Below are 19,100 nucleotides of genomic sequence, written 5' to 3' on the forward strand. Positions count from 1 at the left end.
TGAATTATCTCAATAATAGATAGATGAACTTTAATCAATTAACTGAGCTTGGAGCGCTAAATTGTATGGCTCCTTGCATCTTATAGGAGAGTGAAAAAATGCCATTAGCAAAAATTGTATATGCAAGTATGACAGGAAATACTGAAGCTTGTGCCGATATTGTCGCTGATAAACTTGAAGAATTAGGTTTTGAAGTAGAACTTGACGAATGTTCTTCTGTTGATGCCGATGAGATGGCTGATGCTGATCTTTGTATCGTTGGAACTTACACTTACGGTGACGGTGAATTACCTGACGAAATTGTCGATTTTTATGAAGAATTAGCTGAGGTTGATTTATCTGGTAAAATTTACGGTTGTTTCGGGTCAGGTGATACTTTCTATGATGACTTCTGTATCTGTGTCGATATGTTTGAAGCGCAATTTGAAAAAACTGGCGCAACAAAAGGAGCTGAACTTGTTCGTATTGACTTGTCTCCTGAAGATGAAGACGAAGCTCATCTCGAAGCCTTTGCGGAAACTTTGGCGGCTCACTTTAACTGATTGAGTTAAGATTAAATCCGTAAAATCTACTGACAAAAATAAAAAGAAAATGGGAATGAAAAAGCTATTGACGAAAATCTCGTCAGTAGCTTTTCTTATCCACCGATTCCATGCTCACGTTGGTCGCATTGAACTGATGGAATTTCCGTCAGTAACTTTTTTGATGTCTATCAGTATTTTTTTATTTATTTGACCATTTCAATTTCACTGTCAAAATATTGCTCTTGAAAATGAACTGCTTTTTCAATTTCTGATTTTGTGAAATTTTCAGTTGGACTGGTCAGTACCCATTTGTCCTCAACATCATCTTTTCTGTGGACAATAGCAATAAGTTTTCCAGTGAATGTCTGAAGGACTTTTTAATTTTCGGGCAAATTTGACAAAATATAAACATCCTGTTCTTCGCCGTCTCCTGCAATTATTCCTTCAATGTATCCGTAATTTATTGGATAAGTTGTTCCATGATGAACATAACCCATTGGGCGGTCCATTTTTGCAGTGTAAATCTTCATATCCACCTCCATTTTTTACTGACAGCACCGAGAAAAATTCTGTCATAGGATAGTCGTTAGCGCTTGAGCGCTTACAAATATGCTAGGAGTTTCTGTCAGTAATTTTATAATGAAAACATCAAAATTCCAGCTGCTACAGCCACATTTAAAGATTCTGCTTGTCCTGGCATGTCAATATGAACGAGTTTGTCAGCAGCTTTAATGGCTTCGTCAGAAACTCCGGCTCCTTCATTTCCCATAATCAATGCGAAGTGTGGTTCATTGATTATTTTATAAGACACAGAATTTGCTGACAGCGTGGTCGTCAATATTGAAATGCCGGCTTTTTTAAGTTGAGCAAAACAATCTTCTTTAGCCATTCGTACAAGAGGTAAATGAAAATTTGAGCCTTGCATAGACCGCATGACCTTTGGACTGTAAATATCTGCGGTTTCGCCAAGCAATATAACAGCCGAAAAGCCAGCCGCATCAGCTGTTCTAATCATTGTCCCTACATTTCCTGGGTCTTGTACGTTTTCTAAAAGTAAAAATTTTGCTGCTGAAAAATCAATGACTTCTTCAATTTTTGTCACTTCAGCAATCAGTCCTTGTGGACTTTCGCTGTCAGCTAAAGATTTCAACACTTCTTTACTGACCAGATTTACAGATAAGTCTGTCAGTGATTTTTCGGACCCAATCATTTCTGTCAGTTTAGTCAGTTTATTTTCTTCAATAAAAATTTGCTTTATTGAACGACCAGCTTTCAGCGCTTCCTCCAACAAATGAAAGCCTTCGATGAGATATGAATTTTTGCGGTATTTTTTTGTCAGCAATTTTCTTGCTTCTTTAATTTTTTTATTATCTTTTGAACTGATGATTTCCATTCTCTAATTATATCATAGCCAGTAAGGCGAAACAAAGTTTTACATTGCCAGTATCCCATTGCATTGATAATCAAATGAAGTGTAAGATAGCTGTTGCCACTTTACTGGCTTACAGATATGCTAGTTGTTCATCTAAAAAGGATAATTTCCCACTGAGTGATTGTGACTTATGAAAAACATAGATCCCTTTGGTTTGGACAGTAAAGCATAAGCAGTGAAACTTTTATCAGATTTTTGTCAATCTTGCTGGTGCTTATGTTATAATAAAAGAAAACGTTTTAATTATTATCATTTCAACAACATAAAGCTAGGAGGTCTTAAGATGTTCAAAGTAAAAATGATTGTTTCTGGGCGCGTTCAGGGTGTCGGATTTCGTTATTTTGTTATCATAAGTGCGCGTGAACTGGGCATTTTAGGGCGTGTTTGGAATAATGATGACGGTACAGTTGAAATTCTCGCGCAAACAGAGGATGAAAAAAAATTAGAAGAATTCACTGCCATTGTTCGTGGGGAAAAATCAAGTAAAGGACGTCTTTCACCCTTTGCTAAAGTCACTGATGTCAAATCAAGCCCTGCAAATTTTCCTGATTTCACAGACTTCAATATCAAATATTAGAAATTAAAAAATACTGACAAAAATCTTGTCAGTTCAATGCGACCAAGACGAGCATTGAAGCGGCAAATAAGAAAAATTACTGACGGAAATTCCGTCAGTAATTTTTTACATTTACATTTTATTCTTTATCAGCAAGTTTATCCACAAATTCCAAAACGGTCAGTAAATTTCGCTTATCAATATGATAGGAAACAGCAGCTTTGACCGCAGGTTTTGCACAAAAGGCAATCCCAATACCAGCTGTATTTAGCATTGGAATATCATTTGCGCCATCACCTACAGCAACAACCTCAGATAAATTCAACTTATTTTCATTTGCCCATTGTTTGAGCCTATCAACTTTGAAATCTTTATCCACAACCGTCCCATGAGTTTTTCCAGTCAAATGGCCATTTTCCACAGACAAACGATTAGCAAAAACATAATCTATTTTTAAATCTCTCGCGATTTTATCCACTATTTCATGAAAACCACCAGAAACAAGGCCAACTTTCCAGCCTTTCGCATGCAAAGTTTCAATTAATCCCGTTGCACCCTTAGTTAAATGAATTTCTTTGTAAACATCGTCAAAAATAGTTGTGGGCAAACCAGAAAGCAAAGCCACCCTTTCTCTCAAAGATTCCTTAAAATCAATTTCGCCAGACATGGCGGCAGCCGTAATTTCTGAAATCTTATCACCCATACCCGCTTTTCCCCCTAAGAGATCAATGACCTCTTCTTCAATCAATGTGCTATCCACATCCATCACAAGTAATCCTTTTGCAGCCATTTTCTTCCTTTTCCATTCGTTTTTTAAACTATACTCTGATTTTCAATTAAGCGAACACGAATAATATTATCAGCAGCCTCAAAACGTGAAACTAAAGCCGCCAACTTTCCTTCATCTTTTTCATCCAAATCAAGTAAAGTATAGGCATAATCTCCTTGACCACGATTAACAATATTAGCAATATTAATATTTTCTGCTGCCACCGCAAGTGAAATTTGAGCCACAACATTAGGCACATTTTTATTGATTAAGGTCACACGATAAGGCGTATTCAACTCTTGCAAAACACGTGGAAAATTGACTGAATTAATAATTTCGCCAGTTTTCAAATAAGTTTGAACAGAATCCAGAGCCATTCTTGTGCAATTTAAACTGGCTTCCGCCGTTGAACCACCTAAATGAGGAGTTAAAAAAACTTGTGGATGATGATAAAATTTTTCAGAACCAAAATCCGTTCCAAAAAAGCGGACAATTCCCTCATCAATCGCTTTAAGCACTGCTTCTTTATCCGTAATCTCATCTCGTGCATAATTGAGCAAAATCACTCCCTTTTTACACTTAGATAAATTTTTCCAATTGAGCATTTTCGTCGTTTCATCCGTCGCTGGCGTATGAACCGTGATATAATCTGCCTTCTCAAAAATCTCAGCCAAATCATTCACTCTTTTAACATGATGTGACAAGTTCCAAGCGTGCTCAATTGAAAGATAAGGGTCATAACCAATAACTTTCATTCCTAAACGCTGTGCATCATTGGCAACTTTTGAACCAATATTCCCAAGGCCAATTACCCCTAAAGTTTTTCCTGAAATTTCAGAACCAGAAAACGCCTTTTTCCCATGTTCAACCGCCCCATCAATGGTATTATCATCACCTTTTTGACCAGTCAACCATTTGTTTGCTGGTTTTAAATTACGCGTTCCAAAAATCATCATTGACAAAACTAATTCTTTAACCGCATTGGCATTCCCACCAGGCGCATTAAAGACTACAATCCCTTTACTGGCACACTTTTCTATCGGAATATTATTAAAACCAGCACCAGCACGTCCAATCGCCAAAAGCGCTTTGGAAAATTCATAATCGTGGAAAGGCTGAGCCCGACAAATAAATGCGTCAGATTCAGCTTCTGACACTTGATTAACAAGAAAGCCTTCGCCAATTTCATCTAATGCAATTTGGTCGATATTATTTCCAATTGTTTTGATATGATAAGTCATTTATATCCCTCTTCAAATTCTTTCATAAATTTCACTAATTCAACAACCCCCTCTAAAGGAAAAGCGTTGTAAATACTTGCTCTCATTCCTCCCACGGAACGATGACCTTTGAGTGATTTGAAACCTTTTTCTTCAGCTTTTTGGGTGAATAGCTCATCCAATTCTTGACTTGGACTTGTAAAAACAACATTGCAAATCGACCGCTCATCTTTATTTTTGATTGGGTTCTGATAAAAGTCAGATTGGTCAATTAAATCATACAACAATTGAGCTTTTCTCTGATTCATTTCTTCGAGTTTTTTTACGCCACCTTGCGCTTTTACCCATTTGAAAACCAGCCCGGCCACATAAATAGCAAAAGTCGGTGGGGTATTGTACATCGACCCATTTTCAACCAAAATCTTATAATCCATCATTGATGAGAGGCTTTCAGCTTCATTTAGTAAGTCTTCACGAATAATGACAATGGTTAAACCAGCAATACCTAAATTTTTCTGAGCTCCAGCGTAAATTAAGCCAAATTTACTCACATCATAATCAACCGCCAAAATATTTGAACTCATATCAGCAACCAAAGGAAGGGTTGCAAACTCAGGCAAATTTTCAGGAAAAATACTTGTTCCTTCAATCGTATTATTCGTTGTCAAATGGAGATAGGCCCCATTTTTTTCATCAATTTTAGATTTATCAATTTTCAATAGATGATTATAATTATCTTTTTTAGTTGAGCCCAAACTAATCGGTATCAAATCAAGGAAATGACTCAATTTCACCGCTTCATCATAAGCCTTTTCACCAAAGGCGCCCGAAATATTGTAATAAGCCTTTTTGCCAATTGCCAAATTCATTGGAACCATTGAAAATTGACTGGAAGCTCCCCCTTGTAAAAACAAAATTTTATAGTTTTGAGGAATCGACATCAAATCACGCAAATCGTTCTCAGCCTCATCAATTACTTTTTGGAAAGCCATGGAGCGATGCGAAATTTCCATCACTGACATGCCACTTTTTTCAAAGTCTAACAGTTCTTCTTGAACCTTCTTCAAGACTTCCTTTGGAAGTACACTGGGTCCTGCGCCAAAATTATAAATCATCGATTTCACTTCCTCAAATTATTTATTAATCACTATTATAGTATAATTTTCTGATAATTCAAATATAAAAAAATACTGTTCGACAAAAAAGCACAGTCAACTGTGTTTTTCTGTCTTAACAGTAATTTACCAATTTAATAAATCAAGTAAGAGCATGTTCCATTCAACCTCTTTGGCATAGAAAATATTCCCACCATTAGAGTAGAGTTTTCCTTTATTATAAATCAATGAATCCAGAGTCAAATGATAATAAGTTTCACCCGTTGTATTTCCTAAACTTGGCGCAACGACATCACGAGAATAATCCTTAGAAAGAGCGATAGTGTTCTTTCCACCATGAGCAGCTATGTAATCAACATAGGCCTTCCCATAGTTATAAGCCTGAACTCCTGCCCAAGCGTCAACCTTTTTTTGTGAAGCATATTCTAAAACTTTTGACAAATTAGAAATACCTTGTTTAATACTTTCTTGTTCTGTTGAGAAAGTATTTGTTGTGCCATTCAAGCTTTCACTTGATTGCATAATATCAACTTGTTTTCCTTTAGTTTCTGTATAAATAATTGCCAAAGCCAACTTTGTATCACCACTCAAGCCTTGTGCTTTAAGGCTTTTTTCGACCTCTGCCTCATAAGACATTACGTGTTTCACATTTTCATGCATACGGTAAACATAAAAACCACTGAATACAAGAAGTATCAGTACTATTAATCCAATTAATTTTTTAAACATTTCACTTACCTAAATTTTCTGACTGCTCTTATTCTTTACTAGCACATATCATTATTTTTTTGCAGTCATTTTTTATATAAGTTCTATTATAACACTTCTCTTTTAAATTTAGCTTAACATTAAAAAATTAGACAAATTTTCTTTGTCTAATTTTTTGATATTATAAGGGAAATTGACGAGTCAGTTCTAAAGCTGCTTTCCTAACTTCCGCAAGTTTTTCTTGATTATCGTGATTAACCAAAGCTTCTGAAACCAATTGTGCAACTTTTTTCGCTTCAACTTCTTTAAATCCTCTTGAAGTAATCGCTGCTGCTCCAATTCGCACCCCTGAAGTTTTAAATGGTGATAATGTTTCATCAGGAATTGCTTCTTTATTGAGTGTGATGTGAACACTATCCAATAAATCTTGAGCTTCTTTCCCATTAATTCCTAAGTCTAAAACTTTAAGATTAAGCAAATGATTATCTGAACCACCAGCTATCAATCGTAAGCCTTCCACTTTAGCAAATTCCTCAGCCATTGCTTGCGTATTTTTAATGACTTGTTCAATATAGGTTGTGAATTCTGGGTCAAGTGCTTCTTTAAAAGCTACTGCTTTTGCTGCAATGACATGTTCTAAAGGCCCACCTTGAGTTCCAGGGAAGATTGCAGAGTTAATTTTCTTGGCCAAAGCTTCATCGTTAGTTAAAATCATTCCACCACGTGGTCCACGGAGTGTCTTATGAGTTGTTGTTGTAACGACATCAGCATAAGGAAGTGGATTAGGATGCGCACCAGTCGCTACCAATCCAGCAATATGAGCCATATCAACCATTAATTTTGCTCCAACACTATCAGCGATTTCACGGAACTTAGCAAAATCAATAAGGCGTGAATAGGCAGAAGCGCCAGCAACAATCAGTTTAGGTTGAACTTCTTTAGCAATTTTTAAAATTTCATCATAATCTAAAAGCTCAGTTTCAGAATTAACTCCATAAGGAACAAAATGATAAGTTTTTCCTGAAAAATTGACTGAAGCCCCATGAGTCAAGTGACCGCCAGCATTTAAATCCATTCCTAAGACTGTGTCTCCAGGTTGAATTAATGCCATATAAGCTGCCGCATTGGCTTGAGAACCTGAATGAGGTTGAACATTGGCAAATTTTGCACCGAAAAGTTCTTTTGCTCGTTCAATAGCCAAATTTTCTACGACATCAACTGCTTCTGTTCCACCATAGTAACGTTTCCCAGGATAACCTTCGGCATATTTATTTGTCAAAACAGAACCTTGTGCTGCCATAACTGCTTTTGAAACAATATTTTCTGAAGCAATTAATTCAATATTTTGTTGCTGACGAATTTCCTCAGCATGAATGGCTGCCCACAATTCTGGGTCAAAACTTTCAAAATCTTCTTTATCAAAAATCATTGGTTCTCCTTGTATGTCTTTTGGGATATTTTAAAAAATATAAGTAGAATTTTATAGTCATTGGCGCTATAAACTTAATCAGTTAATTTTAGTTTACTTTCGCAAGCAAACTTTCAACTCTAAAACTATTATATCGGCTAAAAGCTCTTTTTTGAAATAAGTTGGCTTGTAAATCTCATCATTGCCAAAGAATGTTCGGAAATTTTTAGATTACTTTTTTCAGCTTATTTTATTCAATTTGACCAAGTTCAGGAACTTTTTTAAGTAATTCTTCTTTAGTAACAGCCCCTTGACGCAGTAATTTTGGTTTTTCTTGCGTCAAATCGATGATTGTTGTATCTAGTCCATAGATGCTATCATCTTGAACAGCGACTGCGGCATTTTCTAAAATTTCAGGACTTAAATCGGCAAAGAAACTTGGACTTTTAGAACCACTTAAATTGGCAGAAGGTCCGACCAAAACACCGACTTCTTTGATAATTTTTTGAGTTACTGCAATATTTGGCATTCTAAAACCAACAGTACTTTTTCCAATATGAATCCATTCAGGAACATCTTTAGATGCCTCTAAAATAATAGTTAAAGGGCCAGGAAGAAAGGCTTCCACAATTTTTTGAAGATAAACTGGTTGATTGATTGAATATTTTAAAATATCTTCAAAGCTTGAAATATTCATATTTAAAGCTTTTTCTGTTGGACGTCCTTTGACTGAATAGAGTTTTTGGACTGCTTCTTCATTCATCGCATCTGCAAAGAGACCGTAAACTGTTTCTGTTGGTAAAATAGCTAACTGACCAGATTTTAGTGCTTTGATAGCTCTAGCTGATAAGCGGTTTTTATTATTATTCTCTTTTTCTGACTGCTTGTCTAGTTCTTTTTGTAATGTTTTTGCTTCAATAAAAAGATTTTCTCTGATATTTTTCAAATCATCGGGTACTTTGTAGGGACGACGAAAGAGAAAACCAATAATACCATAAAATCCACCTTCGACTTTTTCAAGTTCGTTAGCAAAATTATTGAGTCCCCCTTGCACAAACTTCAAATTTTCTTTAGCTTGGTCTATCTTGTTTGACTCAACCAAAGTTTTGATATCTTTTAATTGCACTTGCAAAAAAGAGGACATTGTTCGTAAATCATTTTCAACTTTCATTTTAACTTCTTTCTTAAATATATTTTATCTTTTAACTGAACTTTTCCTTCAAAAATAGGATGATCATAATTATCAAGAAAATAATTGGAAATTTTATGAGTAATTGTGAAGCCGCATTTTTCATAGAAAGCTACATTGTTTGAAACATCATCTGTTCCAAGAATTAGCTCATCAGCTGCTAAATTTTCTTTCAAATATGTGATGAGTTGTTTCATCATTTGCTGACCGAATCCTTGTCCTTGAAAACTAGTTTCTACCGCGAAATTCTCAATTTCAAAAGTATTTTTTTGTTTTTTTATGACTACAGCACAGGCAACGGTCTTGCCATTTTTTAATGACAGAGTAAACAAATCACCATTTTCCAGATAATTTTCTAAATGTGGTCCATCATCAGCTAATAATAATATTGGTAAAAAATCTTCTTTTTGCTGAAATACTTGTTCAAAAATTAAAGAATTCATTTTTCTCCTTAAATATAGCAACAGTAGCTTTTATCATTTGACACTAATCATTCGATCTTTTCCAAATATATCCTGATGAATACTAACAAGCTTGTCAGTAAATTTTTCTTGAAAAATAGCTTGCACAGCTTGCCCTTGCTTATAGCCGATTTCCAAATAAATTTTTCCATTATCAGTCAGATGATTGACCGCTTGGTCAGCAATTTTTTGATAAATTTCTAATCCCTGATTTTTCGCAAAAAGCGCTAAATCAGGTTCATATTTAATGACAGAATTATCCATTTCGTAAGTTTCATCAAAAGCAATATATGGCGGATTAGAAACGATAATATCAAAGCTGTCAGTAATTTTATCTAGTACATCTGATTGAATGAATTCCAAATTAGCCTGATTTATTTCAGCATTTTCAGCTGCTAAAGTTAGTGCCTCTTTAGAAATATCAGAAGCTTTTACTGACCAATTTTCACGCGCATGAGCAAGAGAAATGGCAATCGCTCCTGACCCCGTTCCAATATCTAAAATTTTGAGGGAATCATTCTCATTTTCAGCCAAAATCATTTCCACTAATTCTTCAGTTTCAGGACGAGGAATTAAAACACGCTCATCGACCTTCAATTTCAAATCACGGAATTCTGCCCAACCCACTATATATTGTGGAGGCTCATTTTGATGAAGACGTTTTGACACTTCTGTCAGTAATTTTAATTCTTGGTCAGTAATTTTTTCTCGCATTAAATTCAACCAAGATAATTTATTAAGTTCATGTAAATTTCGCCAGACAAATTCCAACTCAAAAGGGTCTTCTAAATCTGCTGACAAAGTTCGCACAGCTTCAATCCAAAGCATTTTTCTTTTTCTACTTTCCAATATTAATTATTTTTCTAATATTTTTTTAAATTACTCTTCCAAGTATAGCAAAAAAGCCCAATAAAATCAGGCTTAATCAACTTTTCAGTTTAATGTAAATCCTTGCTTTTTCAAAAATTTGGCAACATCCTCACGCCGTGGATTTGTCAGAAAATTGCTCATTTCCTGCGTCCAATCAGTAGACTTTTGATGATGACTCCGATTGGCATAGTAAGCTGAAGTTTGTTCATTATAAGCCTGTAAATCACTCACTGCCACACGATTATAAGCATTAACTGACAAAATATTTGTTCTTGGTAAACGTGGTTTAACTTCATTTCGTGTTTTTGGCATCCCAATTGTAAGACCAAAAAGTGGAACAGTCAATTCTGGTAAATCCAGTAACTCTGCCACTTTAGCAATATCATTACGAATCCCACCAATATAACAGATTCCAAGCCCCATAGATTCTGCAGCTATCGCCATATTCTGTGCAGCAATTGTAGTATCAACAATGGCAACCGTCAATGCTTCCATATTCTGGAGAGCCTTCACATCCTTATTTTCCGTTTGTAAAATCTGAGCTTGTCGATACCAGTCAGCCACAAATATATAAAAAACACCTGTTTGATTCACATAATCATCTGAACCTGATATCTTAGCCAGTTCACGACGTAAATCATTATCCGCTATCTCAATGATTGAATAAGCTTGTAGAAAATTAGATGAAGCTCCAGACTGTGCAGCTTTTAGCAACAACTCCTTGACATCAGCTGACAAAGGCTCTGCTTTAAAATCACGAACTGATGCGTGGAGCAACATTTTTTCAATCATTGGATTCATGATTGTTTCATCATTCATCAAAATAAGTTCCTCACTACTAATAATTTTTATAAATAATCATTATTTTACAAGATTCTCTACTAAATAAGAGGTGAAATTCGAGTTAAAAGATAAGCACATAAAGGGATTTTTACTTCTTGAGCTGGAAAAAGCAAAGCATACTGCTTTCGATTTTGATTTGTTTCGGAAACCAACTCTTCTAAAGTTCCAAGTTTTGCTCCAAGTTCTGAGAAAGATTGACGTAAAGGATTTTTACTATATTTTCCCAATTCAGACAAAGGTAAACTTTTCTTGGTCCGACTCCAGTCTTCATCTTTTTTTACTTCTTGCCAAAGTCGACAATATTGCTTTTCTTTATAATTTTCAATTGACATCCGAGTTCTTTGCGCTCGGTGCAAATGTTTAGAAAGAGACTCTATCTTTTCAGCAACTACCCAAACATCTCCATTTCCCCCCCTACAATAAAGTAAATCAAAAGATAAATCAAAGCCTTTGACCTTAAAAATAGTCACATCTGTTGAAACATTATTCACCTTTTTCGAAGTTTGCATTTTCCTATTTTCATGTCCCACTTCTCGAATAACAAAATCTTCAAATTCAAAATCCATTATTTATTTAATTCTTCTAATTTTTTAGTTTGGTCATAGACAATCAAAGCATCAATCACTTCATCCATTTTCCCAGATAAAATACTATCCAACTTTTGTAAAGTCAAGCCAATCCGGTGATCAGTCACACGGTTTTGTGGGAAATTGTAAGTTCTAATCCGCTCAGAACGATCCCCAGTTCCGACAGTTGATTTACGTTCTGCATTTTGCTTATCCAATTCAATTTGTTGATAGTAATCAAAGACTTTTGTATTCAACAATTTAATAGCTTTATCCCGATTTTTTTGTTGCGTCCGTTCTTCTTGCATTTCCACTTTAATCCCAGTTGGTAAATGGACCATACGTACCGCAGTAGCAACCTTATTGACATTCTGTCCACCAGCACCAGAGGCATGGTAAATATCCACACGTAAATCTTTTTGGTCGATTGTCATCTCAAATTCTTCAACCTCAGGCATAACAAGAACAGTAGCCGTTGATGTATGGACTCGCCCTTGTGTTTCGGTTACAGGAACACGTTGTACTCGGTGAGCACCAGATTCATATTTCAATTTTGAATAAACAGATGGACCAGAAATTAAAGCTGAAACCTCTTTATACCCACCAATTCCGGTGATGTTTGCTTCCATAATTTCAAACTTCCAACCTTGTGATTCAGAAAAATGTTGGTACATATTCAACAAATCACCAGCAAAAAGTGCAGCTTCATCACCACCAGCAGCTCCACGAATTTCTAAAATAATATTTTTTCCATCATTTGGGTCTTTTGGTAAAAGCAAGATTTTGATTTCTTCTTCCAAAAGCTCTTTTTGTGATTTTGCTGATGAAAGTTCTTCTTTGAGCATTTCTTTCATGTCATCATCAAGTCCACCTTCGCCAAGCATTTCTTCACTATCAGAAATTGTTTCAAGAACTTTTTTGTATTCATTATAAGTCGCTACTTTATCACGTAAATCTGCTTCTTCACGCGATAATTCCATAAAACGCTTTGTATCCGAAACCACCTCAGGGTCAGACAATAACTCACCCAATTCTTCATATCTTCCAACTATTGATTCTAACTGATCAAACATTTCTCTATTTCCTTTAATTATTTTTTAGTTTGTAATGGTAAATTTTTGGCCATATTGACAAACGAATCCCATTGTGTCACATCTTGCAGCATGTCTTTTTTAAAAATCATCACTTGATTTCTACCTTGAAAAAAGTGCACACGATCTGAAAAAATTTCAACATTACGTACATTCATTTGAGCTTTAATTTGTTCCTCTGTCACATACATATCAAGTTCTTGTGGCTTAAAATTTTTCAAAAAACGACTTTTCAATTGCCAATGTAAAAAAAGATTTCCTAAAACAAGAACAAGCAAAGCAGAAACAACCGGCCAAAGCCATTGCCCCTTACTCATAAATAAATTAATAACCAAAAAAATAAGCATAATTCCTGAAAAAACAAGCATCATCCGCTTGGTCATTTGACCAAGAATTCTTTGATAATCCTCACCAGTAATCGTTCCTTTAAAATGATAAAACATCGAGTTCCTCCCTCTTGATATAAAGTCTGTTCGTGTAAAATTCTAATCTTATTTTTTAAATTTCTGGCTTAAAATAATGTTTACGACAAACAGGAATATAGGTTTCGTTTCCACCAATTTGCAACTGTTCACCTTCATAAACTGGTTTTCCATCAATTGTCCGAATCACCATTGTTGCCTTTTTACTACAATACCAACAAATCGTTTTAATTTCTTCAATTTTGTCCGCAAGCAAAAGCAAATATTTTGAGCCTTCAAAAAGCTCATTACGAAAATCATTTTTCAAACCGAAAGCCATGACTGGAACATTTAGTTCATCCACAACACGCGCAAAATCATAGACATGTTTTTTATTTAAAAATTGTGCCTCATCAATCAGTACACAAAAAGGTTTAGCAGACAGGCTGTTCACATAATCAAAAACAGACATTTCCTCATCAATTGCGACAGCTTCAGCTTTCATCCCGATTCGACTAGCAACTGTCCCAACCCCTGCGCGTGTATCTAGACTAGAAGTCATTAATAAAACAGGCTTACCCTGTTCCTCATAATTATGAGCCACTTTCAAAATCTCAATTGATTTCCCTGAATTCATCGTCCCATATTTGAAATATAATTGCGCCATTACTTTTCCTTTTATTTTTTTAGCTTCTAAACCATTGATATCAAAAGTTCTGTACTTCAAAATCCCTAAAGATTACTTCATAAACTTTCTCGATTTCTCTAATTTTTACTCTACGAGGTCAAATTAAAACACAACTTAAATTATATCATATTTCATTTATATTTTAACCCTTCTCTCTGTTTTATTAATCCATCAAAGGTTGGAAATGTTACTTCATTTAATTTATATCTTTATAATTTCTTAGTAATAAGATCCTTTTATCTATTTTCTTATTTTTTATTGCACTCGAGATGAAAACACCTATTCTGGAATTTTTTAAAATAAAAAAACCAATATTTTTTTTATTGACTTTTTTACTTTTTAAATTTTTAATAAGATCCTCGCTGATTTTTGTATTTTAAATTCTGCATTAACTATCGTTATCTTTTATTTTCAATATATTATCAAAACAAAAAATAATAAGAGTTTTGCGCTCCCTAAACTTAGTAAAAAGTTTAATTTTGGAAAACTGATTTTAGAATAATCTTTTAGATAGCCTTTATCGTTACTTCAATATTACCTTGAGTAGCGCGAGAATATGGGCAAGTTTTATGTGTTAGTTTCAAGAGTTCTTCTGTTTCTTCAGTACCCACTCCTTCGATATGTCCTGTAATATCAACTCCTAATACTACATCTGGAATTTCATTTTGACTTAAATTATAGAGAGAAACTGTAACTTCAATAGTTGATTCACCCTCTATATTTTTTGATTTCTTAATATAGTCTAAAGCACTATTAAAACAAGCGCTATATCCTGCAGCAAATAATTGCTCTGGATTTGTTGCTCCTTCAACCTTTCTGCCTGGTGCAACAATATCTAAATTAAAACTTTTATCTGGAGAATGGACTTCGCCATTTCGACCGCCAGTATTTATCATTTTTGTAGAAAATATTTTTTTCATTGAAATCTCCTTTTTAAATTGTTTACAATATAATTGTACTAAATACAATTATGTTTGACAAATATATAGATTCAGATATAATGAAATGATAGGAGAAAATATGACAGACAATATTCTTAGCAAGGAATTATGTTTTCAATTATACATTGCTTCAAAGGAAATCATAAAAAAATATAATTCTTATTTAAATAGATATTCGCTTACTTATACTGGTTTTATCGCTATGTTAGCAATTGAAAACAAGATGACAATAAATAAATTAGGCGATGAACTCTCTTTAGATTCTGGTACATTAAGCCCTCTGCTAAAAAGATTGGAAGCAAAAGGATACATTATAAGAAAACGTTCTGATAAAGATGAAAGAAGTGTTGAGTTATTTCTCACAGATAAGGGAGCACAAGTTAAAAAGGAATTACCTTCTATCTCTCTTGAAATTGGTGACAGTTTAGTTTCTTGCAACGAGAATATTAATTATGACTTACTTCTCTCGCAATTACTTACTTTAAATAAAAGTTTGAAAACAGAAATTTAAATATTTATGCTTATTTATATAAAAAAACCTGACCTAAGTCAGGTTTTTTTATTTATTGTGCATCTTTTACAGCCTGATCAGATTTTGCTCGAGTATCTTGAACTTCTCGCAATGCTTGATCATTGTCCTGTCCAGACTTTTGCCTTAAATCATTAAGTTGTTGGTTTAATTGAGAAATTGTTTGGTTTGCTGTATCAACCTCTTTTTGTTTATCAGCTACTTTTTGATTTCCTTCTGCAATTTTTGTATTGATTTCATTTATCTTTGCATTAATTTCATTTTGTTTGTCAACATTAGCTTGCGTTAATTGAGTTTGCAAAGAATTGACTTGTGAACTTTGTGAATCAACTGAACTTTTTAAGTTTGCTATGGTCTGATTTAAATCAGAAATTACTTGATTTTTACTTTTAACCCGATTTGATAGTGTATCAATATTGTTGTTAATTGTCTGAATTTCTCCATGTCCAGTCCAATAATTATCCGCTAATGATTTAATACCAATACACGTACTAAAAACTATTGCAAAAGTGGTGGCTGCTATGATAATTTTTTTCATTTTCATTTTTATTTTTTCCTTTATTTTTTTCAAATTACACACACAAAGAGCATTGTACCATATACATTACATCAAAACAATACCAATTATGAAAAAAACTGACTTTTTTAGTTATATAAAAAAACTATACCCCTTAAATGTTTGTTAAACAATACTTAAGAACAACACGAAATGCATAACATATAAAACATGCATTATACCACTTTGATAACATATACGAAAATCCCATATAAAAACCAAAGAAAAGGTCTACATTCATGCTTTTTTATGCTATAATTTTCCAACCTCAAAATAGGAGAATATAAGATGAAATACTTTGTACGCCTTGCTACAGAGCAAGATAAACCCGCAGTTGCTAAATTCTATGATAATTCTTTACCATTGATTGATGAAAAACAAACGAGTTGGATAAAAAATATTTATCCCTCAATTGATACAGCTCTAAAAGCAATTGACTTATCTCAGCTCTTTGTTTGTTATGATTCAAATGATATTGTTTCAGGGACTGTGATTCTAAATAATCAATCAGATAAAGAGTATGAAAATATTACCTGGAGCACTCCAGAGCTTGATCCTAATCAAATATTGGTAATCCATACTTTAATTATAGATCCTAAAAAATTAAATCAAGGAATCGCAAGTACCATGATCAACTTTATAAAAGAATTTGGCAAAAGCAATAGTATGGTAACTATCAGATTAGATACTAATTTTAAAAATACACCTGCACAGAAACTTTATGAAAAACATCAATTTGTATTTCGCGGGAGAACCAATCTCAAGAGCTTTGATAACAAAGGATGGGACGATTGCGTATTTTATGAATTTTGTCTTAAATAATTAAAAATATAAAAATAAGTAAAAACCACTATTTTTTTTAGTGGTTTTTTATTTTATAAATTTTCTTTTTTAACAATATTTTTTAATTTATTTTAAATTCTACCCATTAAATGTTATTATGATTTCTTTAATTCATTGCTACTAAGAGGACTAGTAATATTTGCATATTTGAACTGATTAAATATTTTTCTTAAAAATTGTAATTTTTCCTAAAACTTACATCAATTATTCTTAAATATTTTTAAATAATGAATCAAATACACAACATCTTTGCCCTTCTCTAAATCTAACTGTAGCAGAAAATAAACTCTTTTTTTGGTGGGAAGGAATAAACTGAGGTATTTTCCTCAACACCTTTTTACTATTTTTTCTGATATTATTTATTGATTAATGGTTTTTTTTAGAGTATAATATCAGATAAACGGATTTTTTGTATTAAATATGTTACTGAAGGGGAGAAATGGATAAACATAAATTAAATAACTTTTTTGACTACTCACTTGAACCTCGCAGAGCTATCCTTTTTGAAGATGTCAAATCAAATTACGCTTCTATTGAGTGCGTTCAACGAAATCTTAACCCTTTGACAACTTCTCTTTGCGTCATGAGTCGTGCAGATAACACTAAAGGTTTAACGCTTGCCTCTAGTCCTACTTTTAAAAAAGTCTTTGGAATGAAAAACATAAGTCGTGCCAGTGATTTACCCTTTATTATTGAAACAAGAAAATTCAATTTCCCACAATGGTATCGAACACATACGGATATTTACGGACAACGGGCTGAACCAACTTTGCAGTATGTCGCTTTCATCGAATCTTGGGCAAAACGAACATGGCTTGTTCCGCCTCAAATGCAGCTCTATGTAGATTATAAAATCAAAGTTACTGAAATTCTAACCAATTACACATCAATTGAAGAAATTCACTCTTACTCAATTGATGAATCATTTTTAGATATCACAGAATCTCTTAACTTCTTCTATCCTGATATTAGAAACCGATATGAGCAAATGAATCTGATTGCTTTAGATTTACAACGTGAGATTTTGGATAAGTTAGGGCTTTATGTAACTGTAGGGATGGGTGATAATCCTCTACTTGCAAAACTTGCCATGGATAACTATGCCAAACATAATCAGAATATGAGAGCATTAATACGGTATGAAGATGTGCCTAGTAAACTCTGGACTCTTCCTAAGATGACTGACTTCTGGGGAATTGGAAAACGAACTGAGAAACGTTTGAACAAGTTAGGAATCAGTTCTATTAAAGAGCTTGCAAATGCTGACCCTCTTCTCCTTAAACAAAAATTAGGCACAATTGGACTCCAACATTTTTTCCATGCAAATGGAATTGATGAAAGTAATGTAAGGGAAAAATATATTCCTAAATCTTCTAGCTTCAGCAATTCTCAAATTCTACCTCGTGACTACCATAAACAAAAAGAAATAGAACTTGTGATTAAAGAAATGGCTGAAAACTTAGCGATAAGGCTAAGAAAGGGAGGAAGAATGGCAAGTAATCTTTCACTTTATGTGGGTGCTGCAGCAAGCTCTGAACACTCTTCTATTAAAATTTCACGCAATATTGAAGCAACACAAAATACAAAGGAACTGCAAGACCTCGCAATTCGTTTATTTCGTGAAAAATATCAAGGTGGAGCAGTAAGGCAAATAGGAATAAGTGGCAATCAACTCTCTGATAATTCGGTCAAACAACTTTCTTTATTTGAAACTGTTGAAGAAAATCAATCCAACGAAAAGCAGGAATCCCTTCAAAAAGCCATTGACGAAATCAGAGAAAAATTCGATTTTCTATCCATTCAAAAAGCAAGTAGTTTATCCGAAGGTTCACGTGTGATTTATCGAAATAAACTTATTGGAGGTCATGCAGCAAGTCAAAATAAGGAGGATAAAGATGTCAGTTGACCGTTCTTATAGTTCCTATGAAGTCATTCGAGCATATCAGGATAGAGGAATGATGAAATGGGGATCATTTGCGACCGGAGAGTTGACCGAGGCCCAAAATGCATTTGTTAAAGAGCAAAATAGTGATAAAATCTTACAACCTTTATCACATCACATTATACTTCATCTTCTCAACCAGTCATTTACTAATCAAGTACAAGTCAAAATTAAATATCAATCTAAGGATAAAATAACTGAAGTTTTTGGTTTTGTATCAGAATTTATCAATAATCAAGTTAGAATAAAATCCACAGATAAAATTCACCTCATATCTATCGAAAAAATTATAAATATTTCATAATTAATGAAAAAAGCATGTTATGTCCAAACATGCTTTTTTATTACTATAGCTTCTTTGAATACAATAATTTCATAAATAAGAATAATTTTTAATATTTATTCAGATGACATCTCATGATATAATTGTTTAAAGAATAAGTTCAAA

23 protein-coding genes and 1 pseudogene are annotated in these 19,100 nt (G+C 33.7%); 7 read left to right on the plus strand and 17 right to left on the minus strand.

Features of this window, described 5'->3' with window-relative positions:
• Positions 1 to 98: 98 nt before the first annotated feature.
• Positions 99 to 542: a flavodoxin gene (locus HFD15_RS10430; protein WP_167593615.1), complete on the plus strand. Its 444-nt coding sequence runs from the start codon at positions 99 to 101 to the stop codon at positions 540 to 542.
• 55 nt (positions 543 to 597) lie between these two features.
• Positions 598 to 735, plus strand: a complete 138-nt coding sequence (locus HFD15_RS14370; RefSeq protein ID WP_167593608.1) for a hypothetical protein — start codon at positions 598 to 600, stop codon at positions 733 to 735.
• Here the strand turns inward: HFD15_RS14370 and HFD15_RS10435 are convergent.
• Together HFD15_RS10435 and HFD15_RS10440 are read right to left on the minus strand one after the other, a co-directional pair.
• Positions 728 to 1,066 (minus strand): annotated as a pseudogene (locus tag HFD15_RS10435) (inorganic diphosphatase). The gene HFD15_RS14370 and the pseudogene HFD15_RS10435 sit on opposite strands and share 8 nt — an antisense overlap.
• 92 nt (positions 1,067 to 1,158) lie before the next feature.
• Positions 1,159 to 1,917 carry an RNA methyltransferase gene (locus tag HFD15_RS10440; protein WP_058208581.1) on the minus strand — a complete coding sequence of 253 codons (759 nt, stop codon included), beginning with the start codon at positions 1,915 to 1,917 and terminating at the stop codon, positions 1,159 to 1,161.
• A gap of 322 nt (positions 1,918 to 2,239) precedes the next feature.
• Between HFD15_RS10440 and HFD15_RS10445 the strand changes: the two genes are divergently transcribed.
• Positions 2,240 to 2,533 (plus strand): acylphosphatase, encoded by a 294-nt coding sequence (locus HFD15_RS10445; RefSeq protein WP_003129511.1) that lies wholly within the window; start codon positions 2,240 to 2,242, stop codon positions 2,531 to 2,533.
• 118 nt (positions 2,534 to 2,651) lie between these two features.
• On the opposite strand, the gene serB is transcribed toward HFD15_RS10445, so the two are convergent.
• The 14 genes from serB to HFD15_RS10515 form a co-directional block, all read right to left on the minus strand.
• The gene (gene serB / locus HFD15_RS10450; RefSeq protein WP_058208582.1) at positions 2,652 to 3,302 is read right to left on the minus strand and encodes a phosphoserine phosphatase SerB; all 651 of its coding nucleotides are present in this window, start codon (positions 3,300 to 3,302) and stop codon (positions 2,652 to 2,654) included.
• A gap of 23 nt (positions 3,303 to 3,325) precedes the next feature.
• Entirely contained in the window at positions 3,326 to 4,522 is a 1,197-nt protein-coding gene (locus HFD15_RS10455; protein ID WP_039114743.1) for a phosphoglycerate dehydrogenase, read from the minus strand.
• Positions 4,519 to 5,616, minus strand: a complete 1,098-nt coding sequence (serC, locus tag HFD15_RS10460; protein WP_058208583.1) for a 3-phosphoserine/phosphohydroxythreonine transaminase — start codon at positions 5,614 to 5,616, stop codon at positions 4,519 to 4,521. The genes HFD15_RS10455 and serC overlap by 4 nt, the downstream gene beginning before the upstream one ends.
• A 126-nt stretch (positions 5,617 to 5,742) precedes the next feature.
• The gene (locus HFD15_RS10465) at positions 5,743 to 6,345 is read right to left on the minus strand and encodes a lysozyme family protein (RefSeq protein WP_023163835.1); all 603 of its coding nucleotides are present in this window, start codon (positions 6,343 to 6,345) and stop codon (positions 5,743 to 5,745) included.
• Positions 6,346 to 6,505: 160 nt separating this feature from the next.
• Positions 6,506 to 7,753, minus strand: coding sequence for a serine hydroxymethyltransferase (gene glyA / locus HFD15_RS10470; protein WP_021723141.1), 1,248 nt, complete (start codon positions 7,751 to 7,753; stop codon positions 6,506 to 6,508).
• A gap of 229 nt (positions 7,754 to 7,982) precedes the next feature.
• On the minus strand, positions 7,983 to 8,567 hold the full coding sequence (locus HFD15_RS14375; RefSeq protein WP_026138870.1) for an L-threonylcarbamoyladenylate synthase: 585 nt from the start codon (positions 8,565 to 8,567) through the stop codon (positions 7,983 to 7,985).
• 332 nt (positions 8,568 to 8,899) lie between these two features.
• Positions 8,900 to 9,364, minus strand: coding sequence for a GNAT family N-acetyltransferase (locus tag HFD15_RS10480; RefSeq protein WP_012897311.1), 465 nt, complete (start codon positions 9,362 to 9,364; stop codon positions 8,900 to 8,902).
• A 33-nt stretch (positions 9,365 to 9,397) separates the two neighbouring features.
• On the minus strand, positions 9,398 to 10,210 hold the full coding sequence (gene prmC / locus HFD15_RS10485) for a peptide chain release factor N(5)-glutamine methyltransferase (protein ID WP_167593623.1): 813 nt from the start codon (positions 10,208 to 10,210) through the stop codon (positions 9,398 to 9,400).
• 105 nt (positions 10,211 to 10,315) lie between these two features.
• Entirely contained in the window at positions 10,316 to 11,071 is a 756-nt protein-coding gene (gene nfsA, locus HFD15_RS10490) for an oxygen-insensitive NADPH nitroreductase (protein ID WP_081042674.1), read from the minus strand.
• Between the two features lie 62 nt (positions 11,072 to 11,133).
• On the minus strand, positions 11,134 to 11,661 hold the full coding sequence (locus HFD15_RS10495) for a hypothetical protein (RefSeq protein ID WP_021723146.1): 528 nt from the start codon (positions 11,659 to 11,661) through the stop codon (positions 11,134 to 11,136).
• Positions 11,661 to 12,734, minus strand: coding sequence for a peptide chain release factor 1 (prfA, locus tag HFD15_RS10500; RefSeq protein WP_003129495.1), 1,074 nt, complete (start codon positions 12,732 to 12,734; stop codon positions 11,661 to 11,663). Before prfA ends, HFD15_RS10495 begins: the two co-directional genes overlap by 1 nt.
• 17 nt (positions 12,735 to 12,751) lie before the next feature.
• Positions 12,752 to 13,195, minus strand: a complete 444-nt coding sequence (locus HFD15_RS10505) for a hypothetical protein (protein WP_025016869.1) — start codon at positions 13,193 to 13,195, stop codon at positions 12,752 to 12,754.
• 55 nt (positions 13,196 to 13,250) lie between these two features.
• Positions 13,251 to 13,820: a thymidine kinase gene (locus HFD15_RS10510; protein WP_012897306.1), complete on the minus strand. Its 570-nt coding sequence runs from the start codon at positions 13,818 to 13,820 to the stop codon at positions 13,251 to 13,253.
• Positions 13,821 to 14,347: 527 nt separating this feature from the next.
• Entirely contained in the window at positions 14,348 to 14,761 is a 414-nt protein-coding gene (locus tag HFD15_RS10515; protein WP_012897305.1) for an Ohr family peroxiredoxin, read from the minus strand.
• A gap of 100 nt (positions 14,762 to 14,861) precedes the next feature.
• Between HFD15_RS10515 and HFD15_RS10520 the strand changes: the two genes are divergently transcribed.
• Entirely contained in the window at positions 14,862 to 15,293 is a 432-nt protein-coding gene (locus HFD15_RS10520; RefSeq protein WP_058203189.1) for a MarR family winged helix-turn-helix transcriptional regulator, read from the plus strand.
• A 52-nt stretch (positions 15,294 to 15,345) separates the two neighbouring features.
• Here HFD15_RS10520 and HFD15_RS10525 read toward each other — a convergent pair whose 3' ends face one another.
• Positions 15,346 to 15,855, minus strand: a complete 510-nt coding sequence (locus HFD15_RS10525) for a hypothetical protein (RefSeq protein ID WP_167593614.1) — start codon at positions 15,853 to 15,855, stop codon at positions 15,346 to 15,348.
• Between the two features lie 300 nt (positions 15,856 to 16,155).
• Between HFD15_RS10525 and HFD15_RS10530 the strand changes: the two genes are divergently transcribed.
• The 3 genes from HFD15_RS10530 to HFD15_RS10540 all read left to right on the plus strand — a co-directional run bounded on the left by HFD15_RS10530 (position 16,156) and on the right by HFD15_RS10540 (position 18,956).
• Positions 16,156 to 16,689 carry a GNAT family N-acetyltransferase gene (locus tag HFD15_RS10530; protein WP_058208585.1) on the plus strand — a complete coding sequence of 178 codons (534 nt, stop codon included), beginning with the start codon at positions 16,156 to 16,158 and terminating at the stop codon, positions 16,687 to 16,689.
• 460 nt (positions 16,690 to 17,149) lie between these two features.
• Positions 17,150 to 18,616, plus strand: a complete 1,467-nt coding sequence (locus HFD15_RS10535; RefSeq protein ID WP_058208586.1) for a Y-family DNA polymerase — start codon at positions 17,150 to 17,152, stop codon at positions 18,614 to 18,616.
• The gene (locus HFD15_RS10540; RefSeq protein WP_012897301.1) at positions 18,576 to 18,956 is read left to right on the plus strand and encodes a hypothetical protein; all 381 of its coding nucleotides are present in this window, start codon (positions 18,576 to 18,578) and stop codon (positions 18,954 to 18,956) included. The genes HFD15_RS10535 and HFD15_RS10540 overlap by 41 nt, the downstream gene beginning before the upstream one ends.
• The last annotated feature ends 144 nt before the right edge of the window (positions 18,957 to 19,100 follow it).

Source organism: Lactococcus sp. EKM203L, assembly GCF_011800585.1.
In the GTDB taxonomy this organism is placed as follows: Bacteria; Bacillota; Bacilli; order Lactobacillales; family Streptococcaceae; genus Lactococcus; species Lactococcus lactis.